This window comes from Arthrobacter sp. UYCu712 (assembly GCF_040547005.1).
Lineage (GTDB): Bacteria > Actinomycetota > Actinomycetes > Actinomycetales > Micrococcaceae > Arthrobacter.
Genome location: NZ_JBEPOZ010000001.1, coordinates 274,819 through 295,778, shown reverse-complemented (window position 1 = coordinate 295,778; position 20,960 = coordinate 274,819). Strand labels below are relative to the sequence as shown.

The 20,960-nt window shown below is 69.9% G+C and carries 21 protein-coding genes and 1 riboswitch; of the genes, 8 read left to right on the top strand and 13 right to left on the bottom strand.

The window, feature by feature from the left end:
- Positions 1–10: 10 nt before the first annotated feature.
- The 6 genes from hemC to hemE all read right to left on the bottom strand — a co-directional run bounded on the left by hemC (position 11) and on the right by hemE (position 6,548).
- Positions 11–1,009, bottom strand: coding sequence for a hydroxymethylbilane synthase (gene hemC / locus ABIB51_RS01515; RefSeq protein WP_354184770.1), 999 nt, complete (start codon positions 1,007–1,009; stop codon positions 11–13).
- Positions 1,006–2,280 carry a ferrochelatase gene (locus ABIB51_RS01510; protein WP_354184769.1) on the bottom strand — a complete coding sequence of 425 codons (1,275 nt, stop codon included), beginning with the start codon at positions 2,278–2,280 and terminating at the stop codon, positions 1,006–1,008. Before ABIB51_RS01510 ends, hemC begins: the two co-directional genes overlap by 4 nt.
- Positions 2,277–2,978, bottom strand: coding sequence for a hydrogen peroxide-dependent heme synthase (hemQ, locus tag ABIB51_RS01505; RefSeq protein WP_354184768.1), 702 nt, complete (start codon positions 2,976–2,978; stop codon positions 2,277–2,279). The genes ABIB51_RS01510 and hemQ overlap by 4 nt, the downstream gene beginning before the upstream one ends.
- A gap of 121 nt (positions 2,979–3,099) precedes the next feature.
- Positions 3,100–3,807 carry a hypothetical protein gene (locus tag ABIB51_RS01500; protein ID WP_354184767.1) on the bottom strand — a complete coding sequence of 236 codons (708 nt, stop codon included), beginning with the start codon at positions 3,805–3,807 and terminating at the stop codon, positions 3,100–3,102.
- Positions 3,808–3,959: 152 nt separating this feature from the next.
- Positions 3,960–5,405, bottom strand: coding sequence for a protoporphyrinogen oxidase (gene hemG, locus ABIB51_RS01495; protein ID WP_354184766.1), 1,446 nt, complete (start codon positions 5,403–5,405; stop codon positions 3,960–3,962).
- A gap of 6 nt (positions 5,406–5,411) precedes the next feature.
- Positions 5,412–6,548 carry a uroporphyrinogen decarboxylase gene (gene hemE / locus ABIB51_RS01490; RefSeq protein ID WP_354184765.1) on the bottom strand — a complete coding sequence of 379 codons (1,137 nt, stop codon included), beginning with the start codon at positions 6,546–6,548 and terminating at the stop codon, positions 5,412–5,414.
- Between the two features lie 158 nt (positions 6,549–6,706).
- On the opposite strand from hemE, the gene ABIB51_RS01485 reads away from it, so the two are divergent.
- Positions 6,707–8,044: a glutamyl-tRNA reductase gene (locus tag ABIB51_RS01485; protein ID WP_354184764.1), complete on the top strand. Its 1,338-nt coding sequence runs from the start codon at positions 6,707–6,709 to the stop codon at positions 8,042–8,044.
- 6 nt (positions 8,045–8,050) lie between these two features.
- Here ABIB51_RS01485 and ABIB51_RS01480 read toward each other — a convergent pair whose 3' ends face one another.
- Positions 8,051–9,061, bottom strand: coding sequence for an oxidoreductase (locus tag ABIB51_RS01480; RefSeq protein WP_354184763.1), 1,011 nt, complete (start codon positions 9,059–9,061; stop codon positions 8,051–8,053).
- Positions 9,062–9,091: 30 nt separating this feature from the next.
- On the bottom strand, positions 9,092–10,315 hold the full coding sequence (gene moeB / locus ABIB51_RS01475; protein WP_354184762.1) for a molybdopterin-synthase adenylyltransferase MoeB: 1,224 nt from the start codon (positions 10,313–10,315) through the stop codon (positions 9,092–9,094).
- Between the two features lie 171 nt (positions 10,316–10,486).
- Between moeB and ABIB51_RS01470 the strand changes: the two genes are divergently transcribed.
- The 3 genes from ABIB51_RS01470 (at position 10,487) to ABIB51_RS01460 (ending at position 11,718) form a co-directional block, all read left to right on the top strand.
- Positions 10,487–11,068 carry a TetR/AcrR family transcriptional regulator gene (locus ABIB51_RS01470; protein ID WP_354184923.1) on the top strand — a complete coding sequence of 194 codons (582 nt, stop codon included), beginning with the start codon at positions 10,487–10,489 and terminating at the stop codon, positions 11,066–11,068.
- 60 nt (positions 11,069–11,128) lie between these two features.
- Positions 11,129–11,353: a DUF3107 domain-containing protein gene (locus ABIB51_RS01465; protein ID WP_354184761.1), complete on the top strand. Its 225-nt coding sequence runs from the start codon at positions 11,129–11,131 to the stop codon at positions 11,351–11,353.
- A gap of 62 nt (positions 11,354–11,415) precedes the next feature.
- Positions 11,416–11,718: a hypothetical protein gene (locus ABIB51_RS01460; RefSeq protein WP_354184760.1), complete on the top strand. Its 303-nt coding sequence runs from the start codon at positions 11,416–11,418 to the stop codon at positions 11,716–11,718.
- 20 nt (positions 11,719–11,738) lie between these two features.
- Here ABIB51_RS01460 and ABIB51_RS01455 read toward each other — a convergent pair whose 3' ends face one another.
- The 4 genes from ABIB51_RS01455 to thiO all read right to left on the bottom strand — a co-directional run bounded on the left by ABIB51_RS01455 (position 11,739) and on the right by thiO (position 14,876).
- Positions 11,739–12,413, bottom strand: coding sequence for a 4a-hydroxytetrahydrobiopterin dehydratase (locus ABIB51_RS01455; RefSeq protein ID WP_354184759.1), 675 nt, complete (start codon positions 12,411–12,413; stop codon positions 11,739–11,741).
- A gap of 50 nt (positions 12,414–12,463) precedes the next feature.
- Positions 12,464–13,291: a thiazole synthase gene (locus tag ABIB51_RS01450; protein ID WP_354184758.1), complete on the bottom strand. Its 828-nt coding sequence runs from the start codon at positions 13,289–13,291 to the stop codon at positions 12,464–12,466.
- A 5-nt stretch (positions 13,292–13,296) separates the two neighbouring features.
- Complete coding sequence (gene thiS / locus ABIB51_RS01445; protein WP_354184757.1) at positions 13,297–13,533, bottom strand: sulfur carrier protein ThiS; 237 nt, start codon at positions 13,531–13,533, stop codon at positions 13,297–13,299.
- Entirely contained in the window at positions 13,530–14,876 is a 1,347-nt protein-coding gene (gene thiO / locus ABIB51_RS01440) for a glycine oxidase ThiO (RefSeq protein WP_502916050.1), read from the bottom strand. Before thiO ends, thiS begins: the two co-directional genes overlap by 4 nt.
- Positions 14,870–15,002: riboswitch (TPP riboswitch) on the bottom strand. Its footprint overlaps the gene before it by 7 nt.
- 26 nt (positions 15,003–15,028) lie before the next feature.
- Here thiO and thiE point away from each other — a divergent pair.
- The gene (thiE, locus tag ABIB51_RS01435) at positions 15,029–15,736 is read left to right on the top strand and encodes a thiamine phosphate synthase (protein WP_354184756.1); all 708 of its coding nucleotides are present in this window, start codon (positions 15,029–15,031) and stop codon (positions 15,734–15,736) included.
- Positions 15,737–15,759: 23 nt separating this feature from the next.
- Here the strand turns inward: thiE and ABIB51_RS01430 are convergent, their stop codons facing one another.
- Positions 15,760–16,431, bottom strand: coding sequence for a ferritin-like fold-containing protein (locus tag ABIB51_RS01430; protein WP_354184755.1), 672 nt, complete (start codon positions 16,429–16,431; stop codon positions 15,760–15,762).
- A 41-nt stretch (positions 16,432–16,472) separates the two neighbouring features.
- On the opposite strand from ABIB51_RS01430, the gene ABIB51_RS01425 reads away from it, so the two are divergent.
- The 3 genes from ABIB51_RS01425 to ABIB51_RS01415 all read left to right on the top strand — a co-directional run bounded on the left by ABIB51_RS01425 (position 16,473) and on the right by ABIB51_RS01415 (position 20,898).
- Positions 16,473–17,960 (top strand): RNB domain-containing ribonuclease, encoded by a 1,488-nt coding sequence (locus ABIB51_RS01425; RefSeq protein ID WP_354184754.1) that lies wholly within the window; start codon positions 16,473–16,475, stop codon positions 17,958–17,960.
- 272 nt (positions 17,961–18,232) lie between these two features.
- Positions 18,233–20,017, top strand: a complete 1,785-nt coding sequence (locus ABIB51_RS01420) for a DEAD/DEAH box helicase (protein ID WP_354184753.1) — start codon at positions 18,233–18,235, stop codon at positions 20,015–20,017.
- An 8-nt stretch (positions 20,018–20,025) separates the two neighbouring features.
- Positions 20,026–20,898, top strand: coding sequence for a DNA-methyltransferase (locus ABIB51_RS01415; RefSeq protein WP_354184752.1), 873 nt, complete (start codon positions 20,026–20,028; stop codon positions 20,896–20,898).
- The last annotated feature ends 62 nt before the right edge of the window (positions 20,899–20,960 follow it).

Here is a 20,960-nt window from a genome sequence, read left to right as displayed (position 1 = left end):
AATCCGCGGTTCAGGAAGCTGCCAGGTCGGCGATGTCCGCGGCGCCGCGGGCAAGCAGGACCTCAGCCAGCTCGATCCCGAGCAGCGTTGCCCCGACCTCGGTGAGGCCGTCGGTGGCCTTCTTATCGCGGACGGTTGCCGAGCCGTCGACAGCGCAGACCACCGCTTCGAGGTACAGCATGCTGCCCTTGCGGTAGGCGTACGCGCCCACGGGGGCGGCGCAGCCGGCCTCCAGCCGGGCGAGCAGTGCGCGTTCGGCCGTGACGGCGAGCCGGGTGTCCGGATCATCGATGGCCGCGAGGGCCTGCGCCAGCACGCCCTGGGAGCCTTCGGTGGACCCTGCCCGGCGGGGCGCATCGGCGGTGCGGCATTCGATGGCCAGTGACCCCTGCCCGGCGGCAGGCAGCATGACATCGGTCTCGAGGTACTCGCTGACCGCGTCGAGCCGGCCGATCCGGTGCAGCCCGGCGGCGGCGAGCACGACGGCGTCGAGGTCGCAGGACTTGCCGTCCACGACGGCGTCGGTCGTGTTGCCCGAGAGCCCGGGGACACGGCCCAGCCGGGTGTCCACGTTGCCGCGGATGTCCCGGATGTCCAGGTCCGGACGGACGGCGCGGAGCTGGGCTGCGCGGCGCGGGGAGCCGGTGCCCACGGTGGCGCCGGCGGGCAGGTCGGCGAGCTTGAGCCCGTCCCGGGCGCAGAGGACATCGCGGACGTCGACGCGTTTCGGCGTCGCCGCGAGGCTCAGGCCGCTGGCGGGACCCGTCGGGAGGTCCTTGAGCGAATGCACGGCGACGTCGCATTTGTCCTGCAGCAGGGCTTCGCGCAGCGCGGCAACGAAGACGCCGGTGCCGCCCATCTGGGACAGCGAGCCTTTGAGGACATCGCCGTCGGTCCGGATGTGGACCAGTTCGACGGGGAACCCGCCGACGGCGGCAAGCTGGTCCGCGGTCTGCTGGGTCTGGGTCAGGGCCAGCTTGCTGGCTCGGGTGCCGATCCGGACGGTCATGAGTTCACCCGGCCGGCCGGCGTCGCGGCTGTGCCCGCTCCCGCGGGCGGGTAGGGATCGTGGCCGGTCCCGACGGTGGTGTCGGCTCCAGCGATGGTGGGCTTTTCGCCGCGGAAGTTCGCGCAGCAGCCGGGGCGGCAGACGTCGTACCAGGGGCCGAGCTTGGTCAGGTGCGGGCGCTCGGCGATGTTGTTCGCGGCGGTCCGTTCGCAGATGAGGTCCACGAGCCCGGCGACAAACTTGCGGTGCGTTGCGGGCGTGGGGACGCGGGTGGCGGCCAGGTCCAGCCTGGCGCAGGTCTCGAGCGCCTCGGTGTCCAGGTCCCAGACTACTTCCATGTGGTCGCTGACAAAGCCCAGCGGCACAATCACGATGCCCTTGACGCCCTGGCCGGCGAGCTCCTCGATGGCGTCGTTGATGTCCGGTTCGAGCCACGGCACGTGCGGGGCACCGGAGCGGGACTGGTAGACGAGGGACCACGGTGCGGCGAGGCCCGTTTCGGCCTCCACCCGGCGGATGATCTCGGTGCCGGAGGCCAGGTGCTGCGCGGCGTACGCGGAGTCTTCCTCGAACTGGCGGGGCTCCCCCCCGGACCGGCCGGCGGCCTCGGCGTCGCGGGTCGGGATGGAGTGTGTCGCGAACAGGGTGTGCACGGGGGCGTCGGGGGTGCCTGCCGCGGCCAGCCGGGCGCGGACGTCGGCGAGGCCGGCGGCTGTGCCCTCGATGAACGGTTCCACAAAGCCGGGGTGGTCGAAGTACTGGCGTACCTTGTCGACCTCGAGCTTGCCTTCGAGCCCGGTTTGCGTCAGCGCCATGCCGATGTCCTCGCGGTACTGGCGGCAGCTGGAGTAGCAGGAGTAGGCGCTCGTGGTGAGCATAAGGACCTTGCGGTGGCCGGCGTCGTAGATGTCCTGCAGGGTCTGCGGGATGTACGGGTCCCAGTTGCGGTTGCCCCAGAACACCGGCAGCCCGATGCCGCGGGCGGCAAGTTCGGCCTCGAGGCCGGCCTTGAGCTCACGGTTCTGTCCGTTGATGGGGCTGATGCCGCCGTTGGCGCGGTAGTGGTGCGAGACCTCTTCGAGCCGTTCGTCGGGGATGCCGCGGCCGCGGGTGACGTTGCGGAGGAACGGGATGACGTCCTCCTGGCCTTCGGGCCCGCCGAAGGAGGCGAGGAGCACGGCGTCGTACTCCTTGGGGGCCATCCGGCCGGCCTCGGTGACGGTGTTGACTTCGGTAACCCCGAGGACGGACTCGGGATCCAGCGGGCTCATGCAAGGACCTCGGCGATCTCGGCGGCGGTGACCCGGCGGCCGGTGTAGAAGGGGATTTCTTCCCGGACATGGTGGCGGGCTTCGGTGGCCCGGAGGTGGCGCATCAGGTCTACGAGGTCGACGAGTTCGGGGGCTTCCAGTCCGAGGATCCATTCCCAGTCGCCCAGGGCGAAGGAGGAGACCGTATTGGAGATGACCTGGGGGAAGTCGCGGCCCAACATGCCGTGGTCGCGGAGCATGGCGCCGCGTTCGGCGTCCGGGAGGAGGTACCACTCGTAGGAGCGGACGAAGGGGTAGACGCAAAGCCACTCTGCCGGTTCGACGCCGCGGGAGAAGGCGGGGGTGTGGTTCTTGGCGAACTCGGCTTCACGGTGCACGCCCATGGCCGACCAGACGATCTCGGTGCCGGCGAACAGCTTGCTGCGCCGGACGTCCCGGACTGCCCGTTGCAGGTCCTCGGGCTTCGGCCCGTGGAGCCAGACCATGACATCCGCGTCTGCGCGCATCGCCGAGACGTCGTAGCTGCCGCGGTGGACCACTCCGGCCTCGGCCAGGCGTCCGATCAGGGCGTCGTAGTCATCGGCTGCGTCGCCGCTGCGGAGGACGTCGGCGGAGCGCTTGAAAACCGTCCAGAGAGTGAAGAACTGCTCGGCTGATTCTTCGGTTTTAGTGACAGATTCGGCAGAAGTGTGGCTCATGGTTAACCAGTCTGCCCCTTCCCCGCAGCTAAGTCGAAATGGAGCACTTCTACAACGCGTAGAAGTGCTCGAATTCACATTTTCGGGGTTTGGCGCCGCCGGTCTGCGCGCCGTGCACGGCTCAGACTTTCCGCATCCTGACAACGACTGCGCCGGCGATCACGGACATGGCGACGAGGCAGATCCCCCAGCCAAGCAGCGGGGACGGGACATCCTCTTCCCTGACGGAGGTGGCCTTCATGGAGGTGCTCCCGGCGTGGCCCTCGGCCCCGGGCCGCGAGGCTGCCGGCGAGGATTCCGGCTCCGACGCCGGCGACGCGGAGGTTCCAGGGGTGGACGCAGCGGGTGACCCGGGCGCCCGGGCATCAGTTGCGGCCTGGCCGGCACCGGAAGATGGTCCAATTTCCGGCGTTGTGCCCCCGCCCGGCTGGGCGGCGGGGGCGTCGGGATGCGGGGCGGCCGGCTCGGTCCCGGCGGCCGGAGGGGCCTCGGGGGCTGAAGGCTGCGCCGGCGACTGCGGCGGCGTCGGAGCCCCGGCGTCGTCGCTGGGCTCAGGCTGCGGCGAGGGTGTTGCCTTCTTCGTCGGTGTCGGCTGCTTCGTCGGTGTCGGCTCCTTCGTGGGCGTCGGCTGCGGCGACGAAGTGGGCGGCTGGGACGGCGTCGGCTGCGGGGACCGGATCAGGCCGCCGAGGAGGTCGTCGAGACCGAGGGTCAGGGAGTTCCCGGCCGTCGTGACGGACGCCGCAGAAGCCGGGGCCGCGGTTGCGGCGTGCGAGGCAGGAACTCCTGCGGACAGAGCCAGCACCGTTCCGAGCGCGGCTGTCGCCATGACGCGTCGGAGTCCCCCATGGTGACCGGTCTGCGTTTTCGAAACGTTGGACCTGAGAATAACCATGGTCACCGACCCTAACCGGTATAAGCGTCGGGGGGAATTTTGACGGATGGTCGGTGAACGTGCCCAGCGCCGGCCGGCTGCGGCGCTTACGGCAGCAGGCTATGCAGGACTTTCGGCGTGTCGGCCACAATCGCGGCGAGCCCGTTGCCGGACAGCCAGCCGCCGACGACGGCCAGGGTGCCGTCCGCCGCGCAGATCTCCCGGACTTCGGCGACCCGCCGCTTGTGCCCGAGAGACGCGAACGGCAGGGCACCGGACCAGCGCACCACGTCCCAGTCCCGCACGTCGCCGGCCGTGACCGGCACGGTGAGCAGGGCTGAGGCGTCGTGCAGGGCGGCCTGGAAGAGCTCCTCCTCCGTCGCTGAGGCGGGCCCGTTCCCGCTGCCGGCGCGGCCGTAAGAGAGGCGGAGGACGTGCGTGCCGGGGGCGGTCCGCTCGGCGAGCCAGCCCCACTTCGCGGTGGCATGGGTGAGGGCCTTGGCGCGGATGCCGGGGCTCTGCGGTGCCACCAGGACGCCGGTACCGCGGGGGGCGTCGTCGAGCCGCGGCTGGTCCACGACGAGGGTGACCAGGCTGACGTCGGGTCCGGGATCGGGGCGGCGGCTGGAGAGTTCCGGCAGGGCCCCGGCCAGCAGTCCGACGGCGGCCGGGCCGTCGACAGCGACGACGAGCAGTCCGGCGTCGTATCCGGTGTCTCCGGACGCGACGTGCCAGCCGCCGGCCGTGCGCGCCACCGAGTCTGCCGGCGTGCTGCTGAGCAGCGTGACGCCGCGTCCGGCCAGGTCGGCCACGAGCGCGGCGACGAGGGTGTGCATGCCGCCGCGGAGGCCCGCGACGGCGGAGCCGGCCTTCTGCAGCCCGCCCTGAGGGGCCGTGTTCCCGGTCCCGGCCCCCGCGCCTCCCCGGCGCTGGGCGGCAACGGCGGCAGCCAGGGAGCCGTGTTGCCTGATGCCGGCGCGGAGGCCGGGCGCCACCATGTCGATGTCGAGCACGCCGGGGTCGGCCGAATGCACGCCGCCCACCACCGGTGCCACGAGCCGGTCCAGGACGCGCCGTCCCATCCGGGCCCGGACCAGCGCCGCGACGCTCGTGTCGCCGCTGCCGGTGCCGAGGGAGGCCGGAAGCAGGGCGTCCAGCGAGGCGCGCAGCGAGCCGAGGAATCCGAGGGAACGGCGGACTTCGGGGTCCCAGGGGTTGGCCGGGATACCGAGGACACCGGTGCGGGGCAGTTCGCGGGGACCGTCGGGCAGCTGGACCCAGGCGCCTCCCGGGTTCGGTGCCACGATCCCGTCGGCGATCCCCAGCTCCGCGGCGAGGTCCGCCACCGCCGGGGAGCGGGTGGCGAAGGACTCGGCGCCGCTGTCCAGGGTCAATCCGCCGACCACATGGCTGCCGACGCAGCCGCCCCAGGACGGGGCGGCCTCGAGCACGGTGGTCCTTACGCCGGCGCGGGCGAGCTCGCGGGCGGCCAGCAGGCCGGAGATCCCGCCGCCCACCACAATGGCGCTCCGGCCGGGGTTGCCCTCACCCATGCCCGCCTACTCCGGTGAAATCGAGTGAATCAGTTCGACGACGCGCGTCAGCACCGTCGGGTCCGTTTCCGGCGGCACGCCGTGGCCCAGGTTCAGGACATGGCCCGGAGCCGCCGAGCCGGCCGCGATGACTTCCCGGACGTGTGCTTCGAGGACGTCCCAGGGTGCCGAGAGCAGTGCCGGGTCGATGTTGCCCTGCAGCGGCACCGTACCGCCCAGGCGGCGGTTGGCCTCGTCGAGCGGCAAGCGGTAGTCGACACCGACGACGTCGACGCCGACGTCGCGCATGGCCACGAGCAGTTCCGAGGTGCCGGTGCCGAAGTGGATCAGCGGGGCGCCAAGGTGCCGGACGTGGTCCAGGGCGCGTGAGGATGCCGGGGCCACGAAGCGCTGGTAGTCGGCGAGGCCAAGGGAACCGGCCCACGAGTCGAAGAGCTGGCCGGCCGAGGCGCCGGCCTCGAGCTGTGCCCGGAGGAACATCCCGGAGGCGTCTGCGGCCCAGTTGGCCAGGGCGGTCCAGGTCTCGGGGTCGGCATGCATCATGGTGCGCGGGCCGAGGTGGTCGCGGGACGGCTTGCCTTCCACCATGTACGCCGCGAGCGTGAACGGCGCGCCGGCGAAGCCGATGAGCGGGGTGCTGCCCAGCTCGGCCACCGTGAGCCGGACGGCTTCGCGGATCGGTTCGAGGGCCTCCCAGGTCAGCTGCGGGAGGGCGGCAACGTCCGCGGCGGTCCGGACCGGCTTGTCCAGCACGGGGCCTACGCCGGGGACAATGTCCACGCCGACGCCCGCCAGCTTGAGCGGGATGACGATGTCCGAGAAGAAGATGGCCGCATCGACGTCGTGGCGGCGGACCGGCTGCAGGGTGATTTCGGAGGCGAGCTCGGGGCGCAGGCACGAGTCCAGCATCGCGACGCCCTCACGGATCTTGAGGTATTCGGGCAGCGAGCGGCCGGCCTGGCGCATGAACCAGACGGGACGGCGGGAGGGCTTGCCGCCGCGGTAGGCGGTGATCAGCGGGGAATCCGCGGTGCGGCCGTCCATCAGCGGGTGGCTGGCAGCCAGGCCCGCGGTCTGGTGGGTGGAGGTGCCGGCTCCGGACGTGCCGGTGGTGCCGTGGGTTGCCGCAGCGCTAGGATTCATGACTTCGATTGTGCCCAAAATCGGCACTAAAAGATAACGACAGCCTGTCACCGCCGTAGTTCAGAGCGCGGCCGTGGCGGGAATCACAGCGAAGCGTGCGCAGCCCCACGCCGCCTAGTTGTTCTACACAGGGGCGAAAAAGCTATGATTGTGATGCTGTGGTTCTTTTTTCATTGGTGGCTACTCACGCCGACATCGACCTCGAGACCGTTGCTCAGCTGAGCACCGGCTCTTCAAGGCTCGCCACATCCGCCATCGCCGGATCGCCGGCCGTGGCGGGTGCCGTCGTCCTTGCCACCTGCAACCGCTTCGAGATTTACGGCGAAGCCCCGCACCCTGACGACGTCGAGGCCGCCCGCGCCGCCCTGATCGCCCAGATCAGCGGCTCCACCGGACTCAACGAACAGCTCGTCTCGCGGTCCTTCAACACCCGCACGGGTTCCGATGTCAGCAAGCACCTGTTCTCCGTCAGCTCCGGGCTGGACTCCGCCGTCGTGGGGGAGCGCGAGATCGCCGGCCAGGTGCGCCGGGCCCTGATCACCGCCCAGCACGAAGGCACGGCGAGCGCCGGCCTCGTCCGGCTGTTCCAGGCCGCCTCCAAGACCGCGAAGGACGTCGGGGCGCAGACTGCCCTTGGCTCCCGGGGGCTCTCGATTGTCTCCGTGGCGCTGGACCTCGCCACCGAGCTGTCCGAAAATCCGGACTGGTCCACCAAGAAGGCCGTGGTCTTCGGCACCGGCGCGTATGCCGGCGCCACCATGTCGCTCTTGCGCGAACGTGGCTGCACGGACGTCTCCGTCTATTCCTCCTCGGGCCGCGCGGCCGGCTTCGTCGCCACCCGCGGGGGCACGGCCCTGGACGGCGCGAGCCTCCCCGCCGCCGTCGCCGCCGCGGATGTCATGATCGGCTGCAGCGGTTCGGACACGCGCGTCGAGGCGTCAGAACTTTCCCAGGTCCGGGCCGGATCGCGGCAGCCTCTGATTGCCATCGACCTCGCCCTCACGCACGACTTCGACCCCGCTGTCGGCGAGCTCCCTGGCATCGAACTCCTCACCCTCGAGTCCGTCCGCCTCGCGGCCCCGCAGGAACAGTCGGAGTCGCTGGAACAGGCGAGCAGCATTGTTGCGGGCGCTTCCGGCGCCTTCGAGCAGGAACGCGAAGCGCGCTCGGTGGACTCCGCGATCGTCGCGCTGCGCAGGCACACCATGAATGTCCTGGACGCGGAAATGGAAAAGGTCCGTGCCCGGCACGGCTGCACCGCCGCGGCCGAGGAAGTCGAGTTTGCCTTGCGCCGGATGGTCAAGCAGCTGCTGCACGTGCCGACGGTCCGCGCCCGCGAGCTTGCCGCCAACGGCCAGCAGGAACACTACGTTGCAGCCCTCGAAGCCCTCTACGGCATCACGGTCGAGCAGCCTGCCGCCCCGGCCGCCGATGCCGAGTGCCCGATCGACCACACCGTGATCGCCGGGCTGGACGACAAGCGGGAATCCGCGTAACTGCCGCTAGCGGCCCTGGCCGAAGGCATTGAGCCCGGTCAGCTCGGCCGACAGGGTCCACAACCGGGCCGCGTCCGCGCGGTCCACGGCGTGCGCGTCCACTCCCCTGACCCGCGCCACCGGGGACCCCACGGCCGTGGGGTCCGCAATGTCGCAGTCCTCGCAATAGACGCCGCCCTTGCCCTCGAGCGCCGGGGAGGTTGCCGCCCAGGCCGACGTCGCGGCGCCCTGTTCCGGGGTCTTGAACCGAGGGTCGAGGTTTCCCTCGGCGTCCATCCAGCCGGAGGCGATCATTTCCTCGCGCGGCAGGTGGCGCTGCAGCTCGGTCATGATGCCGCCCGGGTGCACGGCGAAGGCCCGCACACCGGCGTGTTTCCCGAGCGCGTCGAGCTGCACGGCGAAGAGCGCGTTGGCCGTCTTGGCCTGCCCGTAGGCCTTCCACTTGTCGTAGCCGGAGTCGAAGTTGATGTCATCGAACCGGACCGGGGCGATCTTGTGTCCCGTTGAGGACAGCGAAACCACCCGGGCGCCGCGGGCCGCGGCCAGCGCGGGCCAGAGCAGGTTGGTGAGGGCAAAGTGGCCCAGGTGGTTGGTAGCGAACTGGGACTCCCAGCCGGGCCCGACCCGGCGTTCCGGGCTCGCCATGACGGCGGCGTTGTTGACCAGGATGTCCAGCCCCTGTCCGGGCGCCAGGAATCCGGAGGCCAGGAAGGCCGCCGCGAACTCCTTGACGCTGGACTGCTCCGCAAGGTCCAGCGCCGCTACCGCCACATCGCCTAGACCGGCCGCGTCCAGGACTTCGCGGGCATGCCCGGGCCGCCGTGCCGGCACCATCACCGTGGCGCCAGCGGACCGCAGCGCCCGGACGGTTTCCAGGCCCAGCCCGGAGTAGCCGCCGGTGACGATGGTGGCCTTGCCGCTGAGGTCGATGCCCGCAACGACGTCCGCCGCCGTCGAGTCCCGGCCGAAGCCGGAGCCGATGCTGTGCTGTGGAGTCAGGGTGCTGTCGTCGCCCATGTCATGCCTTTCGGATCAGTCGCCTGGTGGTCAGTACACGGGTTTGCCGGGTTCCACGTCCCGCACCCAGGCGAGGATCCCGCCGTCGAGGTGGCTGACGCGCTCGTAGCCGGCGGCGAGTGCCGCGGCGAGGACCGCCGCGGAGCGGGTGCCGCCCTTGCAGTGGAACACGATGTCCGTGTCCTGCGGCAGCTCGTTCCAGGCTTCGCCGGCCAGGATCCGGCCCTGCGGGATCAGCACGGCCCCGTCGATCCGGACGATCTCGTACTCCCCGCTTTCGCGCACATCCACCAGCTGGAAGTCTTTGAGCCCGGCCTTGCGGGAGGCCAGCATGGTGGCGAGCTGCGTGGTGGTGACGGTGTGCTCCGTGCCCGCATCGGCGGACGGGGTGATGCCGCAGAAGGCCTCGTAGTCGGTGAGTTCCGTGATGCGCTCCGCCTCCGGGTCGCGGGAGACCTTGATCTCGCGCCAGGTTCCGCCGAGGGCGTCGAAGAGTGCCACCCGCCCCAGCAGGGACCGCCCGACGCCGGTGATCAGTTTCACGGCCTCCGTCACCATCAGCGATCCGACCGCGGCGCACAGCATGCCGAACACCCCGCCCTCCCCGCAGGACGGGACGGAGCCGGCGGGCGGCGCCTCCGGGTACAGGTCCCGGTAAGTGGGTCCGTGCTTTTCCCAGAAGACGCTGACCTGCCCGTCGAAACGGAAGATCGAGCCCCAGACGTAGGGTTTGCCGAGGATGGCGGCCGCGTCGTTGACGAGGTAGCGGGTGGCGAAGTTGTCCGCGCCGTCGAGGATGAGGTCGTAGCCGGCGAACAGCTCCAGGGCGTTGGAGGCGTCGAGCCGGACGTTGTGCAGCCGGACGTCGACGAGCGGGTTCAACGCGGCGATGGCGTCACGTGCGGACTCGATTTTGGGCCGGCCGACGTCCGCGACGCCGTGGATCACCTGCCGCTGGAGGTTGCTCAGGTCCACGTCGTCGTCGTCGACGATGCCGAGTGTCCCGACTCCGGCGGCGGCCAGGTACAACAGGGCCGGGGAGCCGAGTCCGCCGGCGCCGATCACCAGCACCTTGGCGTTTTTCAGCCTGCGCTGTCCGATTGCGCCGATCTCCGGAATGATCAGATGCCGGGAGTAGCGTTCCACCTCTTCGGGGCTCAAGGCGCCTGCCGGTTCGACGAGTGGACCAGGCACTTGACCGAGCAGCAGTTCCGGGGTTGCGGGTGCGGCATTTGCGGTGATCTTGGAAGCCATACTTCAATCTATGCCCGAAGATGCCGCCGGGTCATATTACCCCCGCGTAAAGTAGACCTAACAGCAAGGGAAAGAAGGCCGACAGTGGTCCATCACGCACCGGTTGAACATGGCAGTGCAGGCAAGCCGGCGTCCGGTCAGGTCCGCCGGGGCGCCCCGAGGTCGGCCCGCCTGCCCCGCGACGAACGCCGGGCGCAGCTGCTGGCTGCGGCGCAGGAAGTCTTCGTCGCCAACGGCTATCACGGTGCCGCGATGGATGAAATCGCCGAAACCGCGCGGGTGAGCAAGCCGGTGCTCTACCAGCACTTCCCCTCCAAGCGTGAGCTGTACCTGGCGTTGCTGGACAGCCATCTGAGCAAGCTCATCGATCTGCTGCTGGGCGCGCTGAACTCCACCACGGACAACGACGAGCGGGTCCAGGCCGTCATGCGGGCCTACTTCCGGTTCATTGCCAGTGACGACCAGGCCCATCGCCTCGTCTTTGAATCGGACCTGATCAACGACCCCGAGGTCAGCGCCCGGCTGGAGACACTCAACAAGACTTTCGCCGACGCCGTCGCGCGGGTCATTGCCGAGGACACCAAGCTGCCCGAGCTCGAAGCCCAGCTGCTGGGCCGCGCGCTCGCCGGGATGGCGCAGGTCAGCGCCCGGTATTGGCTGGAAACTGCCGGGAATCTGGACCTCGATGTGGCGAGCGACCTGATCTACCGTTTAGCTTGGCGCGGAATCTCACGGTTCCCCAAGGAGTCCTAGGCTACAAATAGAGATGACCTTTGATATTTATTGGACTTTGATTGGCTGGGAGGCCTTGCAGTGGAAGTAAAGATCGGCATTCAGAACATCGGCCGCGAAATTGTCCTGGAATCGGCGCAGGATGCTGACGCCGTCGCCAAGGTGGTGGCAGACTCCATCTCCAAGGGCACCGAACTGCGCCTCACGGATGAGAAAGGCCGCCAGATCATCATTCCCGCCAACGTCATCGGCTACGTAGAGATCGGTGCCGAAGAAGTCCGCCGCGTGGGGTTCGGCGCGCTCTAGGCACCTCGCGCCGCAGCAGCCGTCCCGGAACTGCCGTCCCCACCTGAAGTAGGAGTCCAAATATGCTGTCCCTGATTGTGGTTGCCACCGTGACCGTGGCCGCGGGCGTCGTGGCCTGGGCCAACGACAAGCGGCACGCGAAATACGGCATCAGCGTGCCGGCCGGGGTGGCCCTCGCTGCCGGGATGCTGAGCTGGATCATTTTCGTGGCAGCCGGGCTCGGCTATCAGCCCGGCCTGACGTGGATTCCGTGGGTCCTGCCGATGGTCATCGGCTCGGCGGCTGCCGTCGCTGCGGTGCTGTACCTTGGCCGGCACCGCACGCGCCAGGACACGGCCCGGCTCACCGCCATCCTGCGCCTCTAACGGCCGCCGGCCGGCCGGCTTCAGGGCTGGGGCCGCTCCGGTCCATGGCCTTCCTCCGTGCAGAGGCACAGCCTGTTTCCCTGCGCATCCGTGACCACCACCCAGCTGGGTGCGTGGTCATGGTTCATTAACGCCCCGGTGGCTGCCGCCTTGGCCAGGGCCGGCCCGGACTCGGCCTTGCTGCGGTGGATGTCGAGGTGGAAGCGGTTGGGGCCCGGAGTAGACGTCTCCTGGAACCAGAGTGCCGGGCCGCGGCCGTACGGGTCCGTGAGGTCGCCGCCACTGCCCCGGCGGTAACCGAGGGCCACCCGCCAGACCTCGGAAATGGCCGCCGCGTCCTCGGTGTCGAGGGCCAGCTCCACAGTGCGGTACAGGCCCGGTTCCGCGGCGGCGCCGAGTCCCGCCGCCGCCGCGCTGGCTGCCGCGGCCGCCGTGACGTCGCGCGGCGTGACCTGGCTGCCGGCGTCGTGGGAGCTGTAACGGACAAATACCCGGTTGTAGCGCCAGTCAAGGTCCGGGTGATGGTCCTGTTCTTCCGCGGCCCGGCCGACTGCAGCGACCAGTTCGAGTGCCGCGGCCGACGTCGGCGCCTTGAAGACCGTCACCAGCCCGCCGAGGCGGTATCGCCAGTCCGGCAGGCCGGCCAGGGCGTCGTCGACCTGGACCTGGCTGAGGACGTCGTCCGTGGCTCCCATAACGGCTCCTTTTGCTGTGCGGGTTTAGCGGCCCGGGCCCGCTGCCGGACCTAGAGGAATTCCGCCCGGCCCTCCATGGCGGAGGAGGCCAAGGCGTGCTCCCGGCGCGGGATCCGGCCGGCCTTTTTCGCCAGCCTACCGGCGATGACCGCATGTTTGAAGGCCTCCCCCATCAGGACGGGATTCTGTGCCCGGGTCACGGCGGTGGCCAGCAGCACGGCGTCGCAGCCGAGCTCCATGGCAAGGGCCGCGTCCGAGGCGGTGCCGATGCCGGCGTCCAGGACCACCGGCACGGAAGCGCGGGACACTATCAGCTCGATGTTGTGGGGGTTCAGGATGCCCAGCCCGGTGCCGATCGGTGCGCCCAGCGGCATCACTGCCGTGGCGCCTAGGTTTTCGAGCCGCAGGGCCAGGACGGGGTCGTCGTTGGTGTAGGCGAAGACCTTGAAGCCGCGTCCCACGAGCTGCTCGGTCGCCTCCACGAGTTCGACGGCGTCCGGCAGGAGCGTGTGCTCGTCGGCGATGACTTCCAGTTTCACCCAGTCCGTTTCGAGGGCTTCGCGGGCCAGCTCGGCGGTCAGCACGGCGTCCCTGGCGGTGAAGCAGCCGGCAGTGTTGGGGAGCACGCGGATGTTGTGGTCCACGAGCAGCTGGAACAGCGAGCCGGCCTCGGCGGGTGAGTAGCGGCGCATGGCAACGGTGGTCAGTTCAGTACCCGACGCCAGGAGGGCTGCCCCGAGGCCGTCGAGGCTTGGCGCCCCTCCGGTCCCCATGATCAGCCGCGAACCCAGCGGGATGCCGTCGACGACGAACGGATCGGCGGTTCCCGGCGCTGCCCCGGGGGCTGCGGTGGCTGCAGTTACTACTGTTTCGACCATGGTGCTCATCCTCCTTGTACTGCCGTGACCAGTTCGACGTCGTCGCCGTCGGCGAGCGCGGTGCCGTGCCACTGGCTGCGGGGCACCACCGCGGCGTTGCGCGCCACCGCGACGCCGAGCTTCCTGCCGTCCGCGGACTGCCCGTTCGGCGCCAGCGGCCGGCCGGTGACCTGGCTGACCAGGGTACTGACGGAGGCGCCGTCGGGGACCGTGTGATCCGACCCGTTGAGTGTGATGTTCATGCGGTTTCCTTGCTGTGCTCTGGAAGGGGACGGACGTGGTGCGGGGCGGGGTGGTGGGCGGCGGCACTGAACCGGTCGGGCCGGAAGCGGGCCCAGCGGGCGTCCGCCGTGCCCTCCAGCAGCTGCCGGCAGATCCGCGCGGCGGCGGGGGTCAGGAGGATGCCGTGCCGGAAGAATCCGGTGGCGATGATCAGTCCCCCGACGTCCCCGGCGCGGCCCGGGGCCCGGTCCGCCACGCGGCCAAGCAGCGGGGCGTTGTCCGGCGTCCCGGGCCGTGCCCGCGAGGTCGCTTCGAGCAGTTCCAGCTCCGCGACCGCGGGAAGCAGTTGCTGGGCGTCCCGGAGCAGCTGGTACACGCCTCCGGCGGACACCGCGCCGGAGCCGGGGGCATCCCGGTCCGCGAGTGCGTCCTCACGCTGCGTCGCGCCGATCACCACCGTGCCGTCCAGCCGCGGAACAATGTACACGGGCACGCCGCGGACCAGTCCGCGGACCGTGGAGCCCAGCAGCGGCCGCAGATGCGCGGGCACTCGGAGCCTCAGGATGTCGCCGTGGACGGGCCGCAGCGGCAGGGCGAGCCCGGCCGGCAGGCCGCCGAGTCCCGCTGCGCCGAGGCCGTTGGCCACGATGGTCTCCCGGGCCCGGACGTCCCCTCCGCCGGCCAGGCTGACTCCGCTGACGCGGCCAGCCGCCCACAGCAGTCCGGCAGCCAGGCGGCTGACGGTGTCGCAGTGGCTGTCCGCCGCCAGGAGTTCACTGATCCGGGCGAGCAGGCGGCGGGGATCCACCTGGTGGTCGGCGGGGATGTCGAAGGCGCAGGAGATCGCCGGGCTCAGCAGGGGTTCCCGGCCGCGTGCCTCGCGGACGGTCAACGGCTCCACTGTGAGCCCGCAGGCCTGCTGCACCGTCCGCAGGTCCGCGAGCGCCCGGCGGTCGGCCGCGTCGGCGCCCACCGCGAGGGTCGGCGTCGTGACGTATCCGGTTCCGGTGTCCGGGCCGGCGGCAGTCCCGGCGGCTTTTACGGCGGCTGTCCCGGCGTTGCTTTCCAGCTGTGCCGCGAAGTCCGGCCACAGCCGCGAGGATTCGAGCATGAGCTCCAGCAGGTCTTCCTCCTGGTAGTGGAGTTCGCTCACGGGGGCGAGCATGCCAGCGGCCGCCCAGCTCGCGCCGCTGCCGGGGGCGTCGTCGATCAGGGCCACGGAGCGGCCCGACTGCCGGGCGGCCCAGGCGATGCCGTGGCCCACCACGCCGCCGCCGATCACGGCGACGTCGTAACATTCCCGGCCGGTGCCGTCCTGGGTGCCGTCACGATTGCCGGCATCGAAACTAACTGGAGTGCCCAAGAAGGATTCCTTCCCTACGCCGGTACTAACCGGATCAGGTCAAGCGGTCGGCTCTGATGCCCTCTCAGCCCCTTCGGCGCCGGACGCAATGGCGAACGGCTGCAGCGGGCTCCCGCGGTATTGCCCCAGTTTAGAGGAACTAGGCTTGGGGCATGCGCCAGGATCCCGTCCACACCCCCGCCCGCCTGTACCTGTGCACCGACGCCCGCAAGGACCGCGGTGATTTCGGGGACTTCGTGGATGCCGCCTTCGCCGGCGGCGTCGACATCATCCAGCTGCGCGACAAGTCCATCGAGGCGGCCGAGGAACTCGAATTGCTCGAGGTCCTGCGCCAGGCCGCCGGCCGGCACGGCCGGCCCTGGGCCGTCAACGACCGCGCAGACCTCGCCTCGCTGTCCGGCGCGCCGGTGTTCCACATCGGCCAGAAGGACATCCCGCTGGCGGCCGCCCGGGGCTTCCTTGGCGCGGACACCATGATCGGGCTGTCGACGCACAGCCCGGAGCAGGTGGAGGCCGCCATTGCCGCTTCCGCCGCCGGCACCGGGCTGGGCTACTTCTGCGTGGGACCCGTGTGGGCCACCCCCACCAAGCCGGGCCGCTCCGCCGTCGGGCTGGACCTGGTGCGGTACGCCGCATCGGCGGTCCGCCGCGCCGAAGCCGCGGATGACGGCACTGTAGGCGGCACTGATGGCCGCACGGTGCCGTGGTTTGCCATCGGCGGCATCGATCTGGGGAACGTGGGGCAGGTGGTGGAGGCCGGCGCACGCCGGATCGTGGTGGTCCGGGCCATCACCGAGGCCAACGATCCCGCAGGTGCCGCCCGTGCCCTGCTCGCCGCCCTCGACGCCGCGGAGGACTGACCGCGCAGCACTGGAGGGGAGGCCTACCCGGCCAGCCCCAGCTGGCGCATCCTGCTTGAGTGGCTGGCCGCCAGCTCGACGGTCAGTTCGCGGACCAGCTCCCGGGACTTTTCCTCGTCCGCACCGATCAGTCCGCCGAGGAACGCGTGCTCGAAGCTGACCCGCCGGGCCTGCGTCAGGGCCTCACCCAGCAGCCGCCTCGCCCACAGCGACAGCCGGGACGCCAGCCGCGGGTCATCGGCAAGGGCCGTCCTGAGCCGGTCCCGCAGCACCGCCGTCGCTTCCTCGTCCGCCTGGATCCGATCGACCAGGCCGCGGGTCGAGTCGTCGACGTGCCGGGCGACGGCGCGGTAGAAATCCGCGGACACGGTGTCGATCACGTAGGCCTTCATCAGGGATTCGAACCAGTCGGCCGGGCGGGTGCGTTCGTGGAAGTGGTCCACGGAGGGCTGGAAGGGCAGCATGGCCGTCTCCGTGTCCAGTCCCATTTCCTCCAGCCTGGCACTGACCAGTTCATAATGCTGGAACTCGATCACTGCGATCCGGCCTAACACGGCACGGTCGTGCAGGGTGGGCGAATACCGTGCGTCGGAGGACAGCCGTTCAAAGGCCGAAAGTTCGCCGTAGGCCATCACGCCGAGCAGATCCATAAGAAAGCTGTTGTAGCGGGCAGGATCGGCCGGGGATGTGGTCATGATCCAAGACTAATGGCGCAAATGGAGCTAACCTGATTTTCGTGTCCCATCATCGCCTGACCCCCAGCGTCCACCGGCAGAACAGCCAGCTCGCCCTGGCGCTGAACGCGCTGCGCACCACGCTGGAACTGCCGGGCCCGTTCCCCGAGGACGCGCTCCGGGAGGCCAAGGAGGCAGTGGCCGGGCACGAACTGCCGGGGCTCGACTTCACCCACATCGAGTTCGTGACCATCGATCCGGAATCCTCCACCGACCTTGACCAGGCCCTCCACATCGACCGATCCGGCGAGGGCTACAAGGTCTACTACGCCATCGCCGACGTCCCCTCCTTCGTGACGCCGGGCGGCGCGCTCGACGCCGAAACGCGCCGCCGCGGGCAGACCTTCTACACCCCCGACGGGCGGATCCCGCTGCACCCGGAGGTCATCAGCGAGGAGGCGGGCAGCCTGCTCGCCGGCCAGCTGTGCGCCGCCTTCGTCTGGGAATTCGAGCTGGACGCCGCCGCCAAGGTCTCCACGGTGCTGGTGCGCCGGGCCCGGGTCCGCAGCCGCGCCCAGCTGAGCTACCCGGGAGTCCAGGCGGAGCTCGACGCCGGCACCGCGGCGCCCGTGCTGCAGCTGCTCAGGGAGGTCGGGATCAAGCGGGTGGAGCTTGAGCGGCTGCGCGGCGGCGCCAGCCTGAACATGCCCGAACAAGAGATCGAACAGCTGGCCGACGGCGGCTACCGGATCGTCGCGGCCCCGCCGCTGCCGGTGGAGGACTGGAACGCCCAGATCTCGCTTATGACCGGGATGGCGGCGGCCGGGATCATGCTCCAGGGAAAAGTCGGGATCCTGCGGACCATGCCCGCCCCGGACGAGAACTCGCTGGCCCACTTCCACCGCCAGACCCGAGCCCTCGGCAAGCCCTGGGACGGGGAGATGAGCTACGGCGAATACCTGCGCACCCTTGACCCCACGGACCCGCGGCAGCTGGCAATCGTGCACTCGGCCGGCATGCTGTTCCGCGGCGCCGGCTATACGCCCTTCGACGGGACTGTTCCGGACGCCGAAATGCAGTCCGCGATCGGCGCCGCCTATGCGCACTCCACCGCGCCGCTCCGCCGGCTGATTGACCGCTTTGCGCTGGTCATCTGCGAGGCGCTCAGCAACGGCACGGACGTCCCGGCGTGGGCCCGCGAGGCGTTGCCGTCCCTGCCCTCGATCATGGCGGCCTCCGACCAGCTTGCCGCCAAGCTGGAGCGGCTGTCCCTGGACACGGTGGAGGCGGCACTGCTGAGCAACCACATCGGCCAGGAGTTCGACGCCGTCGTGATCTCCGGTTCCAAGCCCGCCAAAAACGGCAACGGCAACGGGAACGGCAGGCACGGGAACGGCAATGGCAACGGCCCGTCCGGGATCGTCCAGATCGCCGACCCGGCCGTGACCGCACGGTGCCCCGGCGAGCTGGAATCGGGCACGCAGGTAAGGGTCCGGGTCCTCTCCTCGGACATCGCCAGCCGGGAGGTCCGGCTGGAACTGGTGGGCTGATGGCGCGGGCAGTCGAGGTTCCTGGCTTCGTACAGCTAGACTGAAAGGGTAGATATGGATGCCCGGTCGTTGATTTCCATGATTTCCGAATTCAACAAGCCCGCCCCTACGCGATCTTGAGATTGACCCGCTGGTCCCCAGTGCCAGCATTTAGATAGCCCGCGATCGGCTTCCACTGGATTTGCTTGCGCGCCCGAGCCTGCTCCGGAACGGCCTGTTGGCCGGCCCCGTTGAGCAAGCAGCGCAGCCCAAATGAATAAGGAAACTCACCTGTGAGTGAATTGCACACGCACCAGCTTCTGACCGACGATTCCGGAACGGAAACGATCGAGCCGGAAGAGACCATCATCTCGGACGAAAAACCGCACGAAATAGCCGAGAAGACCTTCGCTGACTACAACGTCCGCGCCGATATCGTGGAGTCCCTTGCCGACGCCGGCATCACGCACCCCTTCCCGATCCAGGCCATGACCCTGCCTGTGGCGCTGTCCGGCCACGACATCATCGGCCAGGCCAAAACCGGCACGGGCAAGACGCTCGGCTTCGGCATCCCGGCGCTGCAGCGCGTCGTCGGACCGGACGACGCCGGCTATGACAAGCTTCCCGCCCCGGGCGCCCCGCAGGCCCTCGTGATCGTGCCGACCCGCGAGCTCGCGGTCCAGGTTGCCAGCGACCTGCAGAACGCCGCCCGCAAGCGCAACGCCCGCATCACCACGATCTACGGCGGCCGCGCCTACGAGCCGCAGGTCGAAGCGCTGCAGAAGGGCGTCGAGGTTGTCGTCGGTACTCCCGGCCGACTCATCGACCTCTACAAGCAGAAGCACCTCGTCCTGAAGAACGTCAAGATGGTCATCCTCGACGAGGCCGACGAAATGCTGGACCTCGGCTTCCTGCCGGACGTCGAGACCCTCATCGCCGGCACCCCGCCGGTCCGCCAAACGTTGCTGTTCTCGGCCACCATGCCCGGCCCGGTCATCGCCATGGCCCGCCGTTACATGACCCAGCCCACCCACATCCGCGCGGCCGACCCGGACGACGAGGGCCTGACCAAGCGCGACATCCGCCAACTCATCTACCGTGCGCACAGCATGGACAAGATCGAGGTTGTGGCCCGCATCCTGCAGGCCCGCGGCCGCGGCCGCACCATCATCTTCACCAAGACCAAGCGCACCGCCGCCAAGGTCGCCGAGGAACTCGTGGACCGTGGCTTCGCGGCCGCCGCCATCCACGGAGACCTCGGCCAGGGCGCCCGCGAACAGGCCCTGCGCGCCTTCCGGAACAACAAGGTGGATGTCCTCGTGGCCACCGACGTCGCCGCCCGCGGCATCGACGTCGACGACGTCACGCACGTCATCAACTACCAGTGCGTCGAAGACGAAAAGATCTACCTGCACCGCGTCGGCCGCACCGGCCGCGCCGGCAACAAGGGCACCGCCGTGACGTTCGTCGACTGGGACGACATGCCCCGCTGGGGACTGATCAACAAGGCCCTGGGCCTGAGCGTCCCGGAGCCGGTGGAAACGTACTCCTCCTCGCCGCACCTCTTCGAGGAACTCGACATTCCCGAAGGCACCAAGGGCCGCCTGCCCCGCAACAAGCGCGTGCTGGCCGGCGTCGACGCCGAGGTCCTCGAGGACCTGGGCGAGACCGGCAAGAAGAACGCCCGCGACAGCACCCGGAGCGGCGGACGCGACAGCACCCGCAGCGGCGGACGCTCCGGCGACGCCGACAGCACCCGGAGCGGCGGACGCGACAGCACCCGCAGCGGCGGACGCTCCGGCGACGCCGACAGCACCCGGAGCGGCGGACGCTCCGGCGGCCGCGACGGACGCCGCAGCGGTGGCGCCACCGGCGGCCAGGACAGCGCACGGTCGGGAGAACGCCGTCGTCGTCCCGCCGAGGCCGAAGCAAGCACCGGCCCCGCCGCCGAGGCTCCGGCCAAGGCAACGGCCAGCGCACCGACCGAGGTCGACCGCGCCACCCGTGCCCGCCGCCGCACCCGGACCCGCCGCCGCAACGGCGAAGTCGTCGCGGGCGAGGCTCAGGGCGAGGCTTAAATCCCTTCATGACTGACACCGTCTGGGCGCCGGACGGCAGCAACCTGGTGGTACACGCGGACAACGCGGAGTACCTCCCCACGCTGCCGGACGGCGCCTTCACACTGATATATGTGGATCCGCCCTTCAACACCGGCCGGGTCCAGAAGCGCCAGGAAACAAAGATGGTGCTCAACGCCGGCGGCGACGGCGACCGGGTCGGATTCAAGGGCCGGTCCTACGACACGATCAAGGGTGCGCTGCACAAGTACGACGACGCGTTCAGCGACTACTGGTCCTTCCTGGAGCCGCGGCTCGTCGAGGCCTGGCGGCTGCTCGCCGACGACGGGACCCTGTACCTGCACCTGGACTACCGCGAGGTGCACTACGCCAAGGTCATGCTCGATGCCATCTTCGGCCGGGAGTGCTTCCTGAACGAGATCATCTGGGCCTACGACTACGGCGCCCGGGCAAAGTTCCGCTGGCCCACCAAGCACGACAACATTCTTGTGTACGTCAAGAACCCCACGAAATACCACTTCGACAACGCCGAGGTGGACCGGGAGCCGTACATGGCGCCCGGCCTGGTCACGCCGGCCAAACGCGAACTCGGCAAACTGCCCACCGACGTCTGGTGGCACACCATCGTCTCGCCCACCGGCAAGGAGAAGACCGGCTACCCGACGCAGAAGCCCGAGGGCCTGATCCGGCGCGTCGTCGCCGCCTCCAGCCGCCCCGGCGACTGGTGCCTGGACTTCTTCGCCGGCTCCGGAACGCTCGGCGCCGTCGCCGCGAAGCTGGACCGCAAGTTCGTCTGCGTGGACCAGAACCAGCCGGCCATCGACGTCATGGCCAAACGCCTGGCGGCGCACGCCGAGTTCACCGGGTTCACCCCCGCCTGACCGCGCCCCGGCCCGCCTGCCGCCGGTTGCGCTATCACTTTTGGTGGCCCTCCGGGCCCCAT